Here is an 18,276-nt window from a genome sequence, read left to right on the forward strand (position 1 = left end):
TAGAGAAGCAGAATAATATGAGTGCAGTAAGAGGTGAGTTTAGCTCCCGCTTTGGTTTTATAATGGCTGCGGCAGGATCAGCTGTTGGCTTGGGTAATATTTGGGGTTTTCCGACCCAAACAGCAAGTAATGGGGGCGCTGCATTTTTAGTCGCGTATTTAGTACTGGCTTTCTTTTTAGCCTACCCCGCGCTAATGGCAGAACTGATGATAGGTCGCCATGGGCAAGCTAATGCGGTTTCTTCATTAACTAAATTAACCACGCGACCATGGCAAAAGCAATTTGCCTTTGCTGTCGGTTTTGGTGGTATTTTATGTGCTGGATTTATTTTAAGTTTTTATGCCATTGTTGCCGGTTGGATGTTAAGTGCCACTTTAGAACCGGTAACCACATTGGTCGGCGCTGATGCCGCCTCTTTATGGTTAAGTGAGCAATCGCTTACTCGTAATATTCTTTTCACTGTTTTATTTATTATTTTAACTGTTGCTATTATCAGCCGCGGTGTAGAAAACGGCATCGAAAAATGGTCTAAACGCTTAATGCCCGCTCTGCTCGGTATTTTGTTTGCCCTAATTGCCTACGTGATGACTCAAGAAGGCGCTGTTGAGGGGTTAAAAGCTTACTTAGTCCCTGACTTTTCTTCTATTTTTGACCCTACATTGTTAGTGAGTGCCTTAGGCCAAGCTTTCTTTTCATTGTCACTGGGCACCAGTGTGATGATTATATATGGCTCATATATCAGTAAAAAAGAAAACCTTGTGTCCCTTGGCGCGTATGTAACCTTAATTGATGTGTTTATAGCGTTTGTAGCGGGTTTATTGATCATCCCTGCTATGTACGTGGCACAAGCGCAAGGTGTTGAAATATTCTCTGCAACTACAGGTAAACTTCTCTCTGAAGATACTCTCGTATTTCAGGTATTGCCTGCCTTATTTGATGGCATGGGTGGTGTAGGTTTATTTGTTGGCTTTGCTTTTTTTGCATTGATGAGTATTGCCGCACTAACTTCATCTATTTCCATGTTAGAAGCGCCAGTGTCGTACACGGTAGAGCGCTTTGCGATGAAACGTGTTCAAGCAACGTGGTTAATAGGCGCTTTAATTGCCATAGTGAGCATTACCATAGTGTGTAACCTAGGCACTTTATTTGGCTTGGTGATCACCCTAACAACCAAAGTTGCACAACCTTTATTAGGGCTTATGTGCTGTATATTTGTAGGTTGGATCTGGTACAGATCGTCACTACTTAAAGCGATTCAACAAGGTAACCCTGAGGTGCATAATACGTTATTTTGGAAGATATGGCCTTGGTATACTAAGTTTGTATGCCCTATTGCCATTAGCTTAGTATTTTTACATTCCCTACTAAGCTAGTTTAAAGATGCATAAAAAAGGCCCACATCAGTGGGCCTTTTTAGTGGATCAATACTACTGCTTTAAAATCATATCCTGATGGGGTATGCCATCTTCTATATATTCATCACCAACACATTCAAAACCGAATGAGCGATAAAAATTCAGTAGGTAGGTTTGTGCGCCAATATAAATACCGCGAGTCGGCCATTGCGCCTTACAGCATGCTATTGCTTCATTGACTAACTGTTTGCCTAATCCAGAACTTCGCTGTGATTGAGCAACTAATACACGCCCTATCGCACTGTACTGAGCATCTTTTTCATAACAACGGGCATAGGCATGCACCGATAGCCCATCAAGTAAATAGACATGATGTGTAGTGTCTGCGATATCGTGATCATCAAGTTCGGGGTAAGGACATGCTTGTTCTACAACGAATACATCGACACGTTCACGCATGATTGAAAATAGGGTTTGGGAGTCGAGCGCAGAGAATGGCTCACATTTAAACGCCATTTAAACACCTTTTTTATTACAGGGGCTGCTTAAAGCCCCTATCACTTTGTTAAGCAAATAACCGTTCTAGCTGATCACATAACTGCGATAAATTAACATGGTCATGCTCTATGGTTAAATCAACATAGCCATCACTTCTAAACGCTCTGTCTAATTCAATCAATACATGGGTTTTATGCGCTTCAGGAATAAACGACAACTCAATTTCTTTTATGCCAAACAAACTGCGGCTATTAGGCTGATACTCAAGCTCTTGATAACATCCCGATACAGATTGAAAAGTAGGGGCACGTAAATGGCCTTGTTCTACATCGGCTTTAACTAAACTAAAACCAAGCTTTTCCATCGCTTGCATGCATGTTTTAACCGCTTCATTAGGATAAATGTGTAAATGGTCTTTATCTGTTGGATCAAGCGCAAGGTCAATATCAAGGCCTGTTTCTAACCATACATAAGATTGATTATAACCTGCATTAATTTCAGTTATAGGCGTTTCTGAGTGTAAACGGGCTTCAAACGGAATAGTTCTTACTTCACCGGGCTCAATAATACCAATATCGGTAATGCGCCACTGGTCAATCACATGATTAGTGAAATAATCACCGTCTTCACTCGCCACTTTTACACGGGTAACTAACATTAAGTCTAAACCGGTAATTTCTTGGCTCACATCACCTGCAGTAATTACAATTTGCGCGTTAAATAATTGCCCCGGCTGAAGATGCTCGGTCTCTAAAATAGTATCTACTTTGGCGGCACCAATGCCTACCGATGCTAAAATCTTTTTAAACATATTTTCTCCTTAAGCTAAGCAACTCTAATGTTTGCTTACGCTTAAACTCCTTCGTTATGGCATCTTAACCACATTTAAAAGCTCTTGTCAGCGAAAAACTGCTATTTACATGCTGTTTACCATAAAACTAGCCATATATGTGCATTTTTTATACACTAAAGCTACTTTACCTCTGCATAAACTGACAGTAGCAATCATTTGATAAATACTCACTATCACGTAACTAACTGCGTTAAATAAGTAGATTAATTGTCAATAAGCATTGTTTTTCGCTACACTACAGTGCCTAAAAAAGTGGTATTAATAACTATGGAACTAATTTATTTTGCTACCGCCTTCGTCTGCGGTTTTGGTATATACCAGCTAAAATTGCCGCCACTTATCGGCTTTCTTATGGCTGGATTTATTCTTAATTTAGCTGGTTATAAAAGCACGGAACTGCTGGAAACAATTGCATCTTTAGGGGTTACACTGCTACTTTTTAGTATTGGCCTCAAGCTTAAAATTTCAAATTTAATAAAACCTCAAGTCTGGGCTCCGGCCACCTTACATATTATTCTAAGCAGCGCTTTATTTAGTGGCTTTATGCTACTACTGGGTGTTTTTGCACTGCCATTATTCGTCGATTTAAGTTGGCAAAGTGCGCTGTTAGTTGGTTTTGCTCTGAGCTTTTCAAGCACCGTATTTGCGGTAAAAGTTCTTGAAGAGCGCGGTGAAATGGCAAGCCTGCACGGTAAAATAGCCATTGGTATTTTAGTTATGCAGGATATATTTGCGGTTATATTTTTAGCGGTCAGTACCGGTAAGTTGCCGAATATTTGGGCCTTAGGGTTAATTATTGCCTTACCTTTATTTCGCCCTGTTATGTACTGGGTGTTAAACCGCTCTAAACATGGTGAGTTACTGCCGCTATTTGGGTTTTTCTTTGCCTTAGTAGCAGGTTATAACGCCTTTGAATTTGCAGGTCTCAAAGGTGATTTAGGTGCTTTGATTGTAGGTATGATGTTCGCACCACACAAAAAAGCCGGTGAATTGTCTAAGTCATTGCTTAGCCTAAAAGATATATTGCTAGTTGGCTTTTTCCTAAGCATTGGTTTAAGTGCAGAGCTTACTGCCCACTCCTTAGTCGTCGCTTTAGTGCTGGTATTAATTATTCCAATTAAAACCCTGCTTTATTACATACTAACCAACCTATTTAAACTTCGTGCGCGTACCTCTTTGTTAACAGCATTTAGCCTAGCTAACTTTAGCGAATTTGGTTTGATTGTGTGTGCAGTTGCCGCATCTACCGGCATGGTTACCTCTGAGTGGCTTGCTGTTATTGCGATTGCGGTGTCGATCACCTTTGTAATTGCTTCTCCTTTAAATAAACGCTCTAACGAGCTATACGTTAAAATTGAACGCTTTTTATTAAAGTTTGAAAGCAAAACCCGCTTAGCTGAAGAGCTCCCAGTAAACTTAAATGACACAAAAATTGTTATTTTTGGTATGGGTAGGATTGGCACAGGTGCCTATGAAACAATAAACGCAACTCATCCGGATGTTGTTGCAGGTATTGATATTAAGCCTGAGGTAGTTGATAAGCATGTAAAGCGAGGTCGCCGAGTATTAATTGCCGATGCCACCGATCCTGATTTTTGGCAACGTGTTAACCACTCCCACGTTGAAATGGTAATGCTAGCTATGCCTAAGCACATGCAAAATATTTTTGCTTTAGAGCAATTACAAGCATCGGGTTATAAAGGGCAAGTAACGGCGATTGCCAACTACCCCGATCAGCAAAAAGAATTAGAAGAAATGGGAATAGACTCTACTTACAACTTTTACTTAGAGGCAGGTAGCGGTTTTGCAGAGCATGTAAAGCAAACCCTGTTTCCTTAATAGGGTTTAGATGCAAATAGATTGCATTTACATTCCTTTACATCTGCGTATTTTATACGTTTAAAAATAAGGTAAAATGTCTGTGTTGGTTTAGTAAAGCTAATACCTAAGTGTGTATTTAAATAAAATATACACAACTGGACCCCTTGCTTTTAATTAACCAATAAGATTCTCAAATTAGAGGGCCTACTCCCTCTATCAATAGGCTGTTACTTGCCCGTTACAGCCTATTTTATTTCTTTATTATCCCTTACACTTAACACCTCTACTCATAAAAGATGTCAATAATGGATCCTCAACAACTTAAAGTCGCCATTAATACCATTATGCCGTTTGGTAAATATGCGGGACGCCCCTTACTTTTGCTGCCTGAGCCTTATTTAGTGTGGTTTAAACAGCAAGGCTTTCCTGATAGCAAGCTCGGCTCTCAACTTGCAATGATGTACGAAGTGAAGCTTAATGGTTTAGAGCAAATGTTGATGCCATTACTAGAAAAAAATAGTAAATAAAATAGAACTTTTCTATAAGTGGCCTGTCTATCTATTTGCTACTTGTTGATTTTTTGGTTTTAAACCGCAAAAAAGCGCCTTTACGGCGCTTTTTTATTGTGTGGAATTTACTAGGGTCTGTTGACCTTTGCGGATTAAAATTTGTTCAAACTAGGGGCGGTTTAATCGCGGCGCGAGGTTTGTAACCTAGTGGGCTAAGTAAAAACCAAGCAACAAAGAGTAAATCGCCCCTAGGCAGAACCCTTCGGGCAGCGCCTGTTTGACATTGATGCTGCGTTATCGCCTATTTATGGGGAATACACCACATAGGCTCTGCCTTGCCTAAATACCAAACAGACTGCTGCAAATTCAACCTTGAAAGATCAACAGACCCTAGTCTAAGCTAATAATAAACTTAACCCCACCCAGTGTAGAGTCTTCAATCGTGCACTGCCCTTTATGCCATGACACAATTTTACTCACTATCGCCAGCCCTAACCCAAACCCACCGGTTTTTTTATCACGACTTTTATCTAAGCGTGTAAACGGCTTAAATACTTTTTCGCGCTCAGAGAAGGCAATACCAGGGCCATCATCTTCAACCACTAGCAGTAACTTTTCATCGGCACTACTTAAACTAATATGTACACTTTTCGAGGCATGTTTAAGTGCATTACTGATTAAGTTTTGCAGCACCCGCGACATAAAATGACTATCGCATAAGTAAATAAATTGAGTGGGGAGCGTTGTTGTTAGTTTAATACGGGTATCAAAGTTTACTTTTTCAATATTAGTTTTAATTAATGCAACGATATCGCAAGGGGCTAATTGTAGACTAGGTTGCTGTGTATCTAAACGGGCGTATTCCAACATTTCAGATACCAAGGACTCCAGTTCATGAATATCCATTTGCATGTCAGATAAATACTGCTGTGCTTTGGTATCGTGAGTTTTATCCTCGAGTATTGCAATAGCAAACTTCAACCGCGCTAATGGCGTTCTAAATTCATGAGATACAGAAGAGGTGAGCTCTTGCTGAGCACTAAGTAAAAACTCAATACGTTGCTGCATTACTTGCAATGTATCGGTGATGGGTAAGAAGAATGACTTTGAGCCATGGCTTAATTGAAAGTCTTGCGAGCCACCCACTGCCTCGCATGCATGACTCAGCTTTGCAAAGTCTCGCCACAACAAAAAGCTCCACAAACCTATTGGTAAACTTATAATAAACAACACCAGTAAATACGGTAACACAGTCCCGGAGCTGCTGTGTTTAACACCTACAGGGCCTACTTGTAGCAATTGTGAATTATTTAGCGTTACATACCAAACGATACGCTGCTGTTTATCATATAAATAAAGGTAATGGTTTTGAAATAGTTGTGCTTGCTGTTCTGGTGGGAGCACCAGATCTTGCAGGGCAATGACTTGGCTATCAAAATTATGTTTAAGCTGCTCAAGCCCATCTGGGGTTTGTGAAAGCAGCCATAAAGACTGCCCGAATTCGTCATCTAACAATACACTTTGCTGAGATTCATCATAGGGCCAAAACTGCTCTATAACGCCACTAACAATAAACAAAGAGGCAATAATATACACGTAAAGGCTTATAAATAGCTTTCCCATTAACCTAGCCTAATACCTTGCATTTATTACATATCCCAAGCATCAGAAACAAACAAATAGCCTTGCCCCCACACCGTTTTAATTCGGTAGGGTTTATCACTGTTATCACCGAGCTTTTTACGAATGCGTGATACACGAACATCCACCGTGCGGTCTAACCCGTCGTACTCACGCCCTATCATATGTTGATGGACATGCTCTCGACTGAGCACTTCACCAGCATTTGAAGCCAATAACCACAGCAATTCAAATTCATGAGAAGTCAGGACAATTTCAACATCGCTCAGCTTTACAATACGGCTGGTTTTATCTATTGATAAGTCACCAAATTGTAGCTCTTCAATTGCTTTAACGCTTGGCTGTCCACGGCGAAGTAATGCACTAATTCGAGCAAGTAGTACGCGCGGCTCTGCCGGTTTTATAACGTAGTCGTCAGCCCCGAGCTCTAAGCCTATAACTTGATCGAAGTCTTCACCCTTTGCTGTTAGCATTAAAATAGGGAGAGTGTATTTATCGCGTACTTGTCGACACACGCTAAAGCCATCTTTTCCTGGCAACATTACATCTAAAATGATCAAGTCGACGTGGTTTTCACTAAGATAAGGAAACACTTCGTCACCGCGTTCTAAAACGTCAACTTCTAAGCCATTATGCTCAAGATAGTCTTTGGTTAATTGTTGCAACCCTAAATCATCTTCAACAAGTAATATCTTTGGCATTTACTGCTCCTAAATTAAAAAAAGCTCCAAGGTGAGCGTAGCCGATGTTTTTTCTTAGCGTATGCGGTTTGCACTTCTATTTGCACACTCGCTAACGATACACCTGTATGGGGATTAATCAGGGAGTATATGGTCTCCACCTGAACACGCGCTTTATAACTAAGTTGGCCTTTTTTTGCACCTTGCCAGCATTGTAATTGTGTATCTTGTTGGTATAAACACACATCGCTAGCCGCTGACAGTTGCCACTTAAATTTTAACTCAAGATCACAAAATTCTTGTTGTTCGGAAACCACACAGACTTTGGGTGATACGTTAAGTGAAGAGGCTTTTGCAAAACTAACGTTGCTAAAAAATGAAGCTGCAAGCACAACCAACATAAAACACTTCATATTAAAATGTATGTTCGAATCCTATAAAGGCGGTCATTGAATAGTCATGTTCAAAAAGCGGGCTGCTATCCATTGCTGAATAGTCATAATAGGCTAAATGAAAACGAAGCGCGTTGACTTCATCTACAGGCCAACGGGCGTCGATTTTAGCATAAGGTTGCCAACTACTACCAACTTCTATTTCACCATAAATAGATTCAGCGCTATTTAAACCATAAAAATAGTTATTTAGTTGGGCTGATTTGTAATTAACGCCTAAAGTCGACTTTAACGTTAATTGCTTAAACTCATGATGATATTGCCATTGCAACGATCCCCTGTAGCCATTATAAACGCTGTTTACATCATGCAATAATTGCGCAGAAAATACTTGCTGCTGCTTTACAAAAAAATAGCTGATACCGGCATCAAGTGCGACTCGTCTTTTTTGTATATTATTTATATTTACTTGACGAGGTGAGTCAGTGTGTAGCGATTCTAATATCTCGTTCTCAGCGGTTGTTTTAAAGGGGAAAATATTTTGTGGATGCCAATCAATAAAAAAGCGTGACTCAGGGTTAATTTCTGACACAAAACTAACGTTATGTTGTTTGCTTTGTAAAAAAGAATAACCAAGGCGGCCATTATCAAAAAACCAATTTTGACCATAATAGGCCACTTGCGGAATAACAACTAAGGGGATGTTATCTGCACCATACAGAGGATTAGTGATCACCCCAACACCAACACTCACACTAAGGTTAAGCTCATCAGTGGATATATGTTGCTGCTTCTGAGCAATCGCATTAGTGCTTAATAGCACTAATAACAGGCATGTGTTTATTCTCAGATGGAACCGCATGAAGTTAATCGCTAGTTTATAAAGTGGCTTTGACCCTATAGTAGCAAGTAGTATGAACACAAGCTCTAGAGGGTTACAATCATTAACAAATTTGATACAAACAGAACACGTTTACATATCGGCCGCTATTTCGACCCGATTACGACCATGGGTTTTAGCTAAATAAAGTGCTCTGTCTGCCTTTTCAACTAATAAACAGCTTTTACTAAAGGGTTCCATTAAAGCAATGCCGAAACTGGCTGAAATATTACGTTTATTATTACTGTCTTCTTTTTTACGAATCGTCAATTTGGCAATGCTCAAACGAAGCTGATTACAAAATGCCATCGCATCATTAATGCTTTCAAAGTAACCCGTAATACAAAATTCTTCACCACCAAAACGATAAGCTCTGTATTGCTCTTGTACACTATTTTGCACTTTTTGAGCGACTAGCTTGAGTACCTCATCGCCTTTTTGATGGCCAAAATCGTCATTAAAACGTTTAAAATGATCAATATCGAACATAATCAACACCGCTAATTTACCGTGTTCATTTTGTGAAGAGGCGTGCAAACAAAACTCAACAATGTCTGTATCAAACTTACCGCGATTAAATAATCCGGTTAAGGAATCTTTATCAACCGCTTCTTGGGTCACGCTAAGCGCTTCTTTTAAATCTTTAATTTCGTTGTACGCTTGCGCTAATTTGGTTTGGAATCCACGGGCGTAATCTTGCATCGCAATTGATTCGTCAGTTAGGCGCTCAACGCAAGAAAGGATCTCATTAAATGAGTTAATACTAGAGAGCGTTTTTAATTCATTTTGTGAATCAACTAACGAGGTAGTAAAGCTTTTCGAATATTGAATGGAGTCACTAAGATCAAACTGCATTTGCTCTACGGTGCCATGAAACCTTTCAGACATTTGTTGAAAAAATGCAAGCTCTTCGTCATTAATATGCTTATTAAAAATTTCTTGGGCGGTTTGAGCTGAACACGTATTGTGCAAAGAGATGACTTTATCAAGCTCTGTGTTTAGTTGTGGGTTGTCGCCCTGTACATAACAGTACCAAATAGCATAATTTATTGGCGTTACAGGCATTTTGTATTTAACCATCAACGGAATGGCTTTTTTTAAACACTGGGCAGAATGAGCAAGTGAAACCGTATTATCCATAATTAAAACTCTTAGACATCACAACAAAGATGTTAATAAACACATAAATATTAGCGGTTTATATTAACAGTTTTTTATCATCCAACAAGCCTATATTATGTTTTCCCCCATATTTTGTGCAATATTCCAAAGTGCACTAATAGCAGGGTCGTTTAGTTCTTTATGTAATACAGCCAAACCAATTTTAAACCCTTGTGGTGGTTCGCCTTTATACTCTAAAACCTGAACCTTATCGTTAAGCGGACTATTATCGAGTACAATTTTTGGGATCATGGCCACGCCTAACCCTAAACTCACCATAGATACCATAGCTTCATGCCCTGCCACTTGCGCGTAAATTTTTCCTTGGACATTATTTTTTCGCCACCACTGCTCCAACCTTTGTCTTGAAAATCCTTGTTCAGCAACGATAAATTCAAGCTCAGACCAATCAATAGTTTCGCTACTAGTGGCTAATTTTTCTGTGATCGGACATTGAATAGTGGGTGCAATTAATACCAATGGCGAGTAGCCAATATCTACAAATGCAATTTGTGCTGGTAATTTACTTGGTCTGGCTGCAATGGCCATAGATTCATGTCCATCTAACACTCGGTTAATAGCCAAGGCGGGATCGCCCGTATTTAAGGTAATTTCAATATGCTGATGCTGAGCTCTCAGTTGCTCTAAAATATGATGCAAAAAACTGTAAGACGCGGTAACGGAGCAATAAAGGCTCACATTGCCATAAATATGTTGTTGCGGTTCGTTTAAATTAGCTTTAAACCGCTGCCAATGACTAAGTGTTGCACTGGCATACTCCTTAAATGCAACGCCTTCGCGGGTAAGCTTTACACTGCGATTATCACGCTGGAATAACATCACCCCTACTTCATCTTCTAACTGCTTAATATTACGACTTAAAGTGGGCGCACTTATGTGGCATAACTCACTGGCACGAGAGAAATGAAGCGTTTTTGCCAACGCCAAAAAGTAATTTAAATGCTTATGATCCATAACAACACCAGTATTTCATATTATGAAACACTTTAATTCAAATATATCATTTTACGCAAGAAAAGATTTTCCATATTGTTATTCCAAGCAAAGCAAAAGCAATGCATCTAACAAACTGAATTAATAGGAAACTTATCATGGCAAATTATTTTAATAGCTTACCTTTACGCGAACAATTAGCGCAATTGGCACAATGTGAATTTATGGGCGCAGACGAATTTAACGACGGTGTTGCTGCACTTAAAGGTAAAAAATTGGTAATTGTAGGCTGTGGCGCTCAGGGCCTAAATCAAGGCTTAAACTTACGTGATTCTGGTTTAGATGTAGCCTATACACTACGTGATTCAGCCATTGCTGAGCGTCGTCAGTCATTCTTAAATGCATCTGACAATGGTTTTAAAGTGGGTACATATGAAGAGTTAATCCCAACAGCCGATGTAGTACTTAACTTAACACCTGATAAACAACATACTGCAGTTGTTAATGCCATCATGCCATTAATGAAACACGGCTCAACCCTTGCCTATTCACATGGCTTTAATATTGTTGAAGAAGGCATGCAAGTTCGTGAAGACATTACCGTTATTATGGTTGCACCAAAATGCCCGGGGTCAGAAGTACGTGAAGAGTATAAACGCGGCTTTGGTGTACCTACATTAATTGCGGTTCACCCAGAGAATGATCCTCAGGGCCATGGCTTGGCACAAGCAAAAGCCTATGCAGCAGGTACAGGTGGTCATCGCGCGGGGGTACTTAAATCATCATTTATCGCTGAAGTGAAATCTGATCTGATGGGCGAGCAAACCATTTTATGTGGCATGCTACAAACTGGCTCTATTTTATGTTTTGATAAAATGATTGATAAAGGCCTTGATGCCGGTTATGCCTCAAAGCTAATTCAATATGGCTGGGAAGTGATCACAGAAGCACTTAAATATGGCGGTGTGACAAACATGCTTGACCGCTTATCAAACCCTGCAAAGGTTAAAGCGTTTGAGCTAAGTGAAGAGCTTAAAGTAATTATGCGTCCTCTTTATAACAAACACCAAGATGACATTATCGATGGCACATTTTCACGTGTAATGATGGAAGACTGGGCAAATGATGACGCTAACTTACTAAAATGGCGTGCTGAAACTGCAGAAACTCATTTTGAAAAAACCCCTGCAGGCGATGTAGAAATTGCTGAGCAAGAATTTTTTGACCACGGTATTTTAATGGTGGCAATGGTAAAAGCGGGTGTAGAACTGGCATTTGAAACCATGACAGCGGCCGGTATTATTGCAGAATCTGCCTATTATGAGTCACTGCATGAAACGCCGCTGATAGCCAATACTATTGCACGCAAAAAGTTATTTGAAATGAACCGCACTATTTCAGATACCGCTGAGTACGGCTGCTATTTATATAACCATGCCTGTTTGCCGCTTCTACAAGAATTTATGCAAGGTATTGATACTGATGTTATTGGTAAAGGATTAAATGAACAAAGTAATCAAGTTGATAACCAAACTTTAATTCAAATAAATACGGCTCTACGTGAGCACCCTGTTGAGAAAGTAGGCGCAAAATTACGCGGCTACATGTCTGCAATGAAAAAAATAGTTTAACCCAAGGGTCCTAGAACTTTCACTTGTTAGAAACCAAGCCCACTTGCATTTTGCTGTGGGCTTTTTTAAGTGCAAATTAATCATCAATAGCTGAAAATAAATAATGTGCTAAAATAATTCCCCTCATTGCCTCAGTTGTAAATATAAGCACTATCATGACGATACAAAATCTCTCTATTACTCAAAAAATAACAGCCCTTGGAAGCATTATTGCTATTTGTGTTGCTGTATTAATTGGTTTGACGTCTTTGCATAACTCAAAGAATATTATTGAGCAACGCATGATCGAATCTGAATTGCCAAGTAAATTGCAAACAATCAGTAATCATATTGGTGGCGAGATCAATGAACTTCTTGGTGCAGCACAGCAGCTTTCGGCAAATACCTTTATTTTAGATTGGGCAAATGCTGGCAACAACAACGACACGCTATTACTTAAAGAGCTCAATCGTTTGGTTGACCAATACGATCTTGCCACGGCTTCATGGGCGAATAAAAACACTGCACAATATTGGAATCAAGATGGCTTTTTACGTGTTTTAAAAAATGATGCCGCAGATGGCTGGTTTTTTGCTTTTACACAATCAAAGCAACCTTACTCAATTAGTATTTATCAAGAGTCTGAAAACGATGTAAAAATGTTTGTTAACCACCAACAACCTAATGGTTTAGGCTTGGCAGGCTTAGCAAAAAGCATTACAGATATGCAAAAGCTGCTACAACAATTTAAAATTGAGCAATCAGGGTTTGTGTTTATTGCCGATAAAAGTGGCTTAATTCAGCTACACAAAGATGCAGCTAAAGTCGCTAAGGTTAATATAGATAGTATTTACAGTGCTAATATTCATAACAAATTACTTGATGAAAATGGTTTTACTTTAGAAGAAGTAAATATTAACGGACAAGCGACGCTGATTGCTGCCACACCAATTAAAAACACCGACTTATTTGTGTTGGCTCAAGTACCAAAAAGCGAGGTATTCGCAAGTGTAAACACCCTCGAGTGGCAAATATTCACATTTACTATCATTACAGCACTTATCGCAAGCGTGATAAGTTACTTGTTAGCTCGCTCTTTAGCCTCACCGTTATCAAAAATGGCGGAGTTGTTTTCTCGTTTAGGCCGCGGTGATGCTAATTTAGCGTATCGTCTACCAGCATCACCTCAACCTGAACTCAATAATTTAACGTCAGGGTTCAACCAGTTTATTGAGAAAATAGAAACCGCCATTGTGCAAGTCGCTGATGAAAGCCATGGTATTCGTCAAAGTTCTGATCATGTCTTTGCGCAAGCAAAACAAAACTCCTTAGCGCTGGATAAACAAAAAGAGCAAACTATTTCAGTTGCTGCAGCGATCAATGAAATGGGCGCTACAGTGCAAGAAATAGCACAAAGTGCAGCGAATGCAGCTAAGTTAACCAACGATAGTCGCGATAATACCAAACAAAGCCATCAACAAGTATTACAAAGCCAGACGACAATCTCAGCCCTTGCCAGCGACATCGATGGTATTACCGAGCAAGTTGCACTGCTTTCTAAAAAAACCATAGACATTGCCAGTATTGTAGATTCAATTAGAGGGATTTCAGAGCAAACCAACTTACTGGCTCTCAATGCAGCCATTGAATCTGCACGTGCAGGTGAACATGGTCGAGGTTTTGCTGTCGTTGCTGACGAAGTAAGAGCGCTGGCGAATCGTACGTCGCAATCAACCACTGAAATTCAATCAATGATTGAAGAGCTCACTCAAATTTCAGATGATGTTGTAAATGATATTAGCCAATCAAAAAATAAAGCCCAACAAAGCGTTAGCGCAATGCAAAACTCGGTTGAGTTACTTAATACTATTACTGAAACAGCGAATGAAATTAACGATATGGCAACTCTAATTGCCACAGCCACCGAACAACAAAGCAGTGTAGTGAACGATGTGGGTCGTAGTATTGAGCAAATTAGTGAGATCAGTGATAAATCAATGAGTGAACAAATAAATACCGAACAAGCAATTCGTGATTTAGCCACCAGCGCACAAACACTTGATGCACTCGTTGCCACGTTTAATCAGCAGCGTTAAATAGTTTGTTACGTTTTAAATAACCTCTGTACAAAATAACCACTATACTTAAGTGTGTTTTTTGTACAGAGGTGTGTATGAGTGCTGTTCAAGGTAAACATTATTTACTGGCTGTCTGCTTGCTGAGTTTAAGTGCGTGTAGCACTACAAATAACGCCAATTTAAGCGTGCCAATCCCTATTATTACCCCCCCAATGCAACTTCAACAGCAGCCTATCGAGTCTGAGCAGCAAATATTTCAACTCGACCAGAGTCTCAAACAGCAATTAAGTGCTTATGTACAAAAAAATAAATCGGCTGATAAAATTGCCTATAGTCTACTTAGTTTTTTACTCACAAATGGTGATAACTCACTATCTTACCAATCTACTAGCACACAAACTGCATCTCAAAGCTATCAAAATTTAAATGCTAATTGTCTTTCCCTCTCTATTTTAGCGTATAGCTTAGCCGAACATTTAGGCCTTAAAGCCCGCTTTCAAAAAGTACATGTTCCTGAGTACTGGGCGTTAAATCAAGGATTTAATTTACTCACTGGGCACATCAACCTTGCCATAGACAATAAAACTAAGCTCAAAGACAGCTCACTTGTTTATCAGCGTAATAAGCGCTTAATTATTGATTTTGACCCCAATAGCCGACAAGCCCGTTTTGCAACCTCATCGCTGTCAAAAAACGAGTGACCGCCATGTTTTATAATAATAAAGGCGGTGAGGCACTGGTAAATAAACACTATGATTTAGCGTATAGCTATTTCAAAGCCGCAATTAATACCGATGCTTCATTTAGTGCTAGCTGGGGCAATTTAGGGGTACTCTTTAAACAATTAGATGATTTAAAGCAAGCGGAGCAAATGTACAGCTATGCTATTGCCTTAAACGCCAATGATAATACTGCGCAAGGTAATTTAGCATTATTATATAAACTTACAGATAGAGTAGCCGAAGGCGAAAAGCTATTGGCAAAGCTTGACAAAAAGCGCCAAGAAAACCCTTACTATCATATATCGCTTGGTAACAGTGACTATGTAAATGGTGATTACGCAAATGCAATTAGCCATTATAAAAAAGCAAACGCTATGTCACCGACACTTCATGAAAGCCACTTTGGGCTAGCGCGCAGTTATTTTGAATTAAATAATATAACTAGAGCGGAGTTTCATTTGCGTAAAGCTAGAAAAAAAGCAGACTTTGATCATGAAAAACAGCGCTATGACAATAAGCTTATCGCATTAAAGTCACTCACCGCTAAGGCGAATCATCATTAAATTATTTAGCTTAACCTGTATCATAGTTTTTATAAGTTGGAGCGGCCTTTGTAAACAGATTGAGCCGCAATTATTAGCTGATTTAACTATATTAACCAGCTCGGAGTTAGCTGGTAGAAAAACGAATAGCCAGGCAGCCTTGCTCACAAGGGAGTATTTAAAAACACGCTTCAAAGAGCATCAACTTACAGTAAGTGAACAACCTTTTACTTATTCCTCAGGGCTGTTCTCTAGCGCACAAGGCGTTAATATTATTGCCACTAATACTGTAAAAGATTTACCTGTAATTGTTATTACTGCGCATTATGATCATCTAGGTCTAAAAGCAGGAAAATTACACCCAGGTGCTAACGATAATGCCTCGGGTGTTGCTGCATTACTTTATTTATCGAATGCGCTAACGGATTCTTCTTCATATCGTTTTATGTTTGTTGCAACAGACGCTGAAGAAAATGGTTTACACGGCAGTGAGCACTTTGCTAAAACAATACGCCAGCTCCCGATTGTTTTAAATATTAACTTAGATATGTTGGCAATTAAAAAGTCACATAAGCGTTTATACGCGCTAACAAGTCGATCTTTAAAAGCCCAGCTTAATCCGTTATTTACTCAGATTAACGGGGACAAGATCAAATTAAAGCCTGTTTATTCATCACGAAAAATGAGCCGACTCACCAACACGAAACAAATAGATTGGCGCAGAGCCAGCGACCATTATTCATTCGCTAAACAAAAAATTCCGTATGTGTACTTTTCTATGGGGGCAGATAACTACCACCATAGTGCCAAAGATACGCTCGAAAATATTAACACTCCCCTCTATCAAGAAGCCGTATTGCTAATTGAGGAATTTATTAATCAGCTTTTGACAAACCCTGAGGTATTCAGCCCCCCCTTAAAAGCAGCAACGTAAGCCTCTTTTTTTGCCCGTGGAAGTTTTTTAATCGCATATTCTAATTTACTTGCGTCGCTTTTAGTCCCAACTTGTTGCTGATGAATGAGCACCAGCGGTCCTTTCCCTTTGAGGTTTTTTGCCCCTTTACCCGCTTGGTGCGTTGCTAAACGACGCGCTACATCAACTGTAATGCCGGTATACCAATGACCAAACCGTGTTTGCACAATATACAGTGACCAAACAGCCGGTTTACTTTTACTATTGCACAACTCATCGTTTAAACTTTTTTGATTATTAATGGTCAAAACCTCGCCTTAACGCGCTAAACAAAAACAATTACTCAAAAGGGTTTTACCTTGAGTGACTAATCGGTATCATGCAGATTATAAAAAATAAGGATCACAACTAACAATGCAGTCGTTAAAAACTTTTTCTCTTTGGCTTATTGTCGCTTTAACGCTTAGTTCAGCCGCAGGTTGTTCTAGCTGGGTGTACAGAATCAACATCCCTCAAGGTAACTTTTTAGAACAATCAGACGTTGATAAGCTTCGCGTTAATATGACTCGCGAGCAAGTAATTTATGTACTAGGCAGACCGATTGCCGAAGACGCCTTCGATAAAAATACCTGGCGTTACGTTTATAGCTTTAATAAAGGGCGCGCTAATGAACAATATAAATCATTAGTATTAAACTTTGAAAATGAAAAGTTGGTAACGGTCTCTGGTGACTATGAGCAACCAGAAAACTTTACAACCCCTTTAGAGCAATAAGCCATTTGGGTTTAATTTAAAAAGGTGAGCATGGCTCACCTTTTTTGTATCTAACGATCTAACGGTCGGCCACCAGTTACTTTATTTGCGCGGCCCTCTTCTTTGGCTTTTTCGGCGCGCTTTCTGCGGGCATCTTTAGGGTCGGCAATTAATGGGCGGTAAATTTCAACTCTATCGCCGTCTTTAAGCTCATGATTAAGCTTTACCGTTCTGTTCCATACACCTAAAGTTAAAGCGGTTGCATCAATTTCAGGGCACTTCTTAATAATACCTGATTGGATCACCGCTTGCTCTGCGGTGGTACCTTGGAATACTTCTATATTTAACGTGGTTGCTTTCGTTGGCAACGCAAACACAATTTCAATATTGATCATGCACGCTCTCCATATACCGCTTTTGCACGTTGAGTAAAGGCACTCACCATATTTTTAGCTACATCATTAAAAATTTTACCAAACGCAAGTTCTATTAACTTACTAGAAAATTCAAAGTCTAGCTGTAAATGCACTTTGCACGCATGCGCATCTAATTGCTGAAAATGCCAGCGACCTTGTAAGGTTTTAAAAGGCCCATCGACCAAGCGAAGCATCACTGTTTGCTCATCAATTAGCGTATTTTCAGTGGTAAACCATTTTTTTATACCGGCTTTAGATATTTCTAAACTGGCGGTCATGTTATTATCATGCTGCTTAATAATTTTTGAGTCTGAACAATTAGGTAAAAACTGCGAATAAGCTTCTACATCATTGACTAGATTAAACATCTCTTTAGTGCTGTACATAACCAGCGCACTTTTCTCTATTTGTGGCATACTCACTCCCAACTGTGTGCAGGAATTTTAGCAAGCTTTGTGCGTTTCCCCAAACTTTCATCGCGCTTAAATGAATCCTTCG

The 18,276-nt window shown here is 39.5% G+C and carries 18 protein-coding genes and 1 pseudogene; 8 read left to right on the forward strand and 11 right to left on the reverse strand.

What is annotated here, in order from left to right; translation table 11 throughout:
• Positions 1 to 17: 17 nt before the first annotated feature.
• Positions 18 to 1,373 (forward strand): sodium-dependent transporter, encoded by a 1,356-nt coding sequence (locus ACTRWE_RS12305; protein WP_024602058.1) that lies wholly within the window; start codon positions 18 to 20, stop codon positions 1,371 to 1,373.
• A 54-nt stretch (positions 1,374 to 1,427) separates the two neighbouring features.
• Here ACTRWE_RS12305 and ACTRWE_RS12310 read toward each other — a convergent pair whose 3' ends face one another.
• Both ACTRWE_RS12310 and ACTRWE_RS12315 read right to left on the reverse strand, forming a co-directional pair.
• Positions 1,428 to 1,871, reverse strand: coding sequence for a GNAT family N-acetyltransferase (locus ACTRWE_RS12310; protein ID WP_462880093.1), 444 nt, complete (start codon positions 1,869 to 1,871; stop codon positions 1,428 to 1,430).
• A 49-nt stretch (positions 1,872 to 1,920) separates the two neighbouring features.
• A complete protein-coding gene (locus tag ACTRWE_RS12315) occupies positions 1,921 to 2,664 on the reverse strand; it encodes a sporulation protein (RefSeq protein ID WP_013465509.1) in 744 nt (247 codons plus the stop codon).
• Between the two features lie 309 nt (positions 2,665 to 2,973).
• Between ACTRWE_RS12315 and ACTRWE_RS12320 the strand changes: the two genes are divergently transcribed.
• A complete protein-coding gene (locus ACTRWE_RS12320) occupies positions 2,974 to 4,545 on the forward strand; it encodes a cation:proton antiporter family protein (protein WP_024602056.1) in 1,572 nt (523 codons plus the stop codon).
• 287 nt (positions 4,546 to 4,832) lie between these two features.
• Positions 4,833 to 5,054 carry a DUF3820 family protein gene (locus tag ACTRWE_RS12325; RefSeq protein WP_010387988.1) on the forward strand — a complete coding sequence of 74 codons (222 nt, stop codon included), beginning with the start codon at positions 4,833 to 4,835 and terminating at the stop codon, positions 5,052 to 5,054.
• A 372-nt stretch (positions 5,055 to 5,426) separates the two neighbouring features.
• Here ACTRWE_RS12325 and ACTRWE_RS12330 read toward each other — a convergent pair whose 3' ends face one another.
• The 6 genes from ACTRWE_RS12330 to ilvY form a co-directional block, all read right to left on the reverse strand.
• Positions 5,427 to 6,659 (reverse strand): ATP-binding protein, encoded by a 1,233-nt coding sequence (locus tag ACTRWE_RS12330; protein ID WP_462880094.1) that lies wholly within the window; start codon positions 6,657 to 6,659, stop codon positions 5,427 to 5,429.
• Positions 6,660 to 6,685: 26 nt separating this feature from the next.
• Complete coding sequence (locus ACTRWE_RS12335) at positions 6,686 to 7,378, reverse strand: response regulator (RefSeq protein WP_024602054.1); 693 nt, start codon at positions 7,376 to 7,378, stop codon at positions 6,686 to 6,688.
• 14 nt (positions 7,379 to 7,392) lie between these two features.
• Positions 7,393 to 7,758 carry a DUF3019 domain-containing protein gene (locus tag ACTRWE_RS12340; protein WP_024602053.1) on the reverse strand — a complete coding sequence of 122 codons (366 nt, stop codon included), beginning with the start codon at positions 7,756 to 7,758 and terminating at the stop codon, positions 7,393 to 7,395.
• A 13-nt stretch (positions 7,759 to 7,771) separates the two neighbouring features.
• Positions 7,772 to 8,611: a MipA/OmpV family protein gene (locus ACTRWE_RS12345; protein WP_024602052.1), complete on the reverse strand. Its 840-nt coding sequence runs from the start codon at positions 8,609 to 8,611 to the stop codon at positions 7,772 to 7,774.
• 111 nt (positions 8,612 to 8,722) lie between these two features.
• Positions 8,723 to 9,769 carry a GGDEF domain-containing protein gene (locus tag ACTRWE_RS12350; protein ID WP_024602051.1) on the reverse strand — a complete coding sequence of 349 codons (1,047 nt, stop codon included), beginning with the start codon at positions 9,767 to 9,769 and terminating at the stop codon, positions 8,723 to 8,725.
• Positions 9,770 to 9,859: 90 nt separating this feature from the next.
• Positions 9,860 to 10,765 (reverse strand): HTH-type transcriptional activator IlvY, encoded by a 906-nt coding sequence (gene ilvY / locus ACTRWE_RS12355; protein ID WP_024602050.1) that lies wholly within the window; start codon positions 10,763 to 10,765, stop codon positions 9,860 to 9,862.
• A gap of 137 nt (positions 10,766 to 10,902) precedes the next feature.
• On the opposite strand from ilvY, the gene ilvC reads away from it, so the two are divergent.
• The 4 genes and pseudogenes from ilvC to ACTRWE_RS12375 all read left to right on the forward strand — a co-directional run bounded on the left by ilvC (position 10,903) and on the right by ACTRWE_RS12375 (position 16,630).
• Positions 10,903 to 12,375 (forward strand): ketol-acid reductoisomerase, encoded by a 1,473-nt coding sequence (gene ilvC / locus ACTRWE_RS12360; RefSeq protein ID WP_024602049.1) that lies wholly within the window; start codon positions 10,903 to 10,905, stop codon positions 12,373 to 12,375.
• Between the two features lie 155 nt (positions 12,376 to 12,530).
• Positions 12,531 to 14,450, forward strand: coding sequence for a methyl-accepting chemotaxis protein (locus ACTRWE_RS12365; RefSeq protein WP_350608051.1), 1,920 nt, complete (start codon positions 12,531 to 12,533; stop codon positions 14,448 to 14,450).
• 77 nt (positions 14,451 to 14,527) lie between these two features.
• Positions 14,528 to 15,717, forward strand: a pseudogene (locus tag ACTRWE_RS12370) (tetratricopeptide repeat protein).
• Between the two features lie 139 nt (positions 15,718 to 15,856).
• Positions 15,857 to 16,630 carry a M28 family peptidase gene (locus ACTRWE_RS12375; protein ID WP_249362427.1) on the forward strand — a complete coding sequence of 258 codons (774 nt, stop codon included), beginning with the start codon at positions 15,857 to 15,859 and terminating at the stop codon, positions 16,628 to 16,630.
• On the opposite strand, the gene ACTRWE_RS12380 is transcribed toward ACTRWE_RS12375, so the two are convergent.
• Positions 16,576 to 16,917 carry a GIY-YIG nuclease family protein gene (locus ACTRWE_RS12380; RefSeq protein ID WP_069438684.1) on the reverse strand — a complete coding sequence of 114 codons (342 nt, stop codon included), beginning with the start codon at positions 16,915 to 16,917 and terminating at the stop codon, positions 16,576 to 16,578. The two genes, ACTRWE_RS12375 and ACTRWE_RS12380, sit on opposite strands and share 55 nt — an antisense overlap.
• 106 nt (positions 16,918 to 17,023) lie before the next feature.
• Here ACTRWE_RS12380 and ACTRWE_RS12385 point away from each other — a divergent pair, with 106 nt between their 5' ends.
• Positions 17,024 to 17,383, forward strand: coding sequence for an outer membrane protein assembly factor BamE (locus tag ACTRWE_RS12385; protein ID WP_013465523.1), 360 nt, complete (start codon positions 17,024 to 17,026; stop codon positions 17,381 to 17,383).
• A gap of 50 nt (positions 17,384 to 17,433) precedes the next feature.
• Here the strand turns inward: ACTRWE_RS12385 and ACTRWE_RS12390 are convergent, their stop codons facing one another.
• Together ACTRWE_RS12390 and ACTRWE_RS12395 are read right to left on the reverse strand one after the other, a co-directional pair.
• Entirely contained in the window at positions 17,434 to 17,757 is a 324-nt protein-coding gene (locus tag ACTRWE_RS12390) for an RnfH family protein (RefSeq protein ID WP_013465524.1), read from the reverse strand.
• Positions 17,754 to 18,194: a type II toxin-antitoxin system RatA family toxin gene (locus ACTRWE_RS12395; RefSeq protein WP_290218556.1), complete on the reverse strand. Its 441-nt coding sequence runs from the start codon at positions 18,192 to 18,194 to the stop codon at positions 17,754 to 17,756. Before ACTRWE_RS12395 ends, ACTRWE_RS12390 begins: the two co-directional genes overlap by 4 nt.
• Positions 18,195 to 18,276: the final 82 nt, after the last annotated feature.

The organism is Pseudoalteromonas sp. G5_S1_54_S4, assembly GCF_054968565.1.

Excerpts from the sequence above, each read along its gene's own strand:
- ACTRWE_RS12350 (WP_024602051.1), bottom strand. The coding sequence starts at position 9,769 with ATGGATAATACGGTTTCACTTGCTCATTCTGCCCAGTGTTTAAAAAAA.
- ACTRWE_RS12320 (WP_024602056.1), top strand. The coding sequence starts at position 2,974 with ATGGAACTAATTTATTTTGCTACCGCCTTCGTCTGCGGTTTTGGTATA.
- ilvY (WP_024602050.1), bottom strand. The coding sequence starts at position 10,765 with ATGGATCATAAGCATTTAAATTACTTTTTGGCGTTGGCAAAAACGCTT.
- ACTRWE_RS12345 (WP_024602052.1), bottom strand. The coding sequence starts at position 8,611 with ATGCGGTTCCATCTGAGAATAAACACATGCCTGTTATTAGTGCTATTA.
- ACTRWE_RS12390 (WP_013465524.1), bottom strand. The coding sequence starts at position 17,757 with ATGATCAATATTGAAATTGTGTTTGCGTTGCCAACGAAAGCAACCACG.
- ACTRWE_RS12365 (WP_350608051.1), top strand. The coding sequence starts at position 12,531 with ATGACGATACAAAATCTCTCTATTACTCAAAAAATAACAGCCCTTGGA.
- ilvC (WP_024602049.1), top strand. The coding sequence starts at position 10,903 with ATGGCAAATTATTTTAATAGCTTACCTTTACGCGAACAATTAGCGCAA.
- ACTRWE_RS12335 (WP_024602054.1), bottom strand. The coding sequence starts at position 7,378 with ATGCCAAAGATATTACTTGTTGAAGATGATTTAGGGTTGCAACAATTA.
- ACTRWE_RS12310 (WP_462880093.1), bottom strand. The coding sequence starts at position 1,871 with ATGGCGTTTAAATGTGAGCCATTCTCTGCGCTCGACTCCCAAACCCTA.
- ACTRWE_RS12330 (WP_462880094.1), bottom strand. The coding sequence starts at position 6,659 with ATGGGAAAGCTATTTATAAGCCTTTACGTGTATATTATTGCCTCTTTG.
- ACTRWE_RS12305 (WP_024602058.1), top strand. The coding sequence starts at position 18 with ATGAGTGCAGTAAGAGGTGAGTTTAGCTCCCGCTTTGGTTTTATAATG.
- ACTRWE_RS12385 (WP_013465523.1), top strand. The coding sequence starts at position 17,024 with ATGCAGTCGTTAAAAACTTTTTCTCTTTGGCTTATTGTCGCTTTAACG.
- ACTRWE_RS12315 (WP_013465509.1), bottom strand. The coding sequence starts at position 2,664 with ATGTTTAAAAAGATTTTAGCATCGGTAGGCATTGGTGCCGCCAAAGTA.
- ACTRWE_RS12395 (WP_290218556.1), bottom strand. The coding sequence starts at position 18,194 with ATGCCACAAATAGAGAAAAGTGCGCTGGTTATGTACAGCACTAAAGAG.
- ACTRWE_RS12340 (WP_024602053.1), bottom strand. The coding sequence starts at position 7,758 with ATGTTGGTTGTGCTTGCAGCTTCATTTTTTAGCAACGTTAGTTTTGCA.
- ACTRWE_RS12325 (WP_010387988.1), top strand. The coding sequence starts at position 4,833 with ATGGATCCTCAACAACTTAAAGTCGCCATTAATACCATTATGCCGTTT.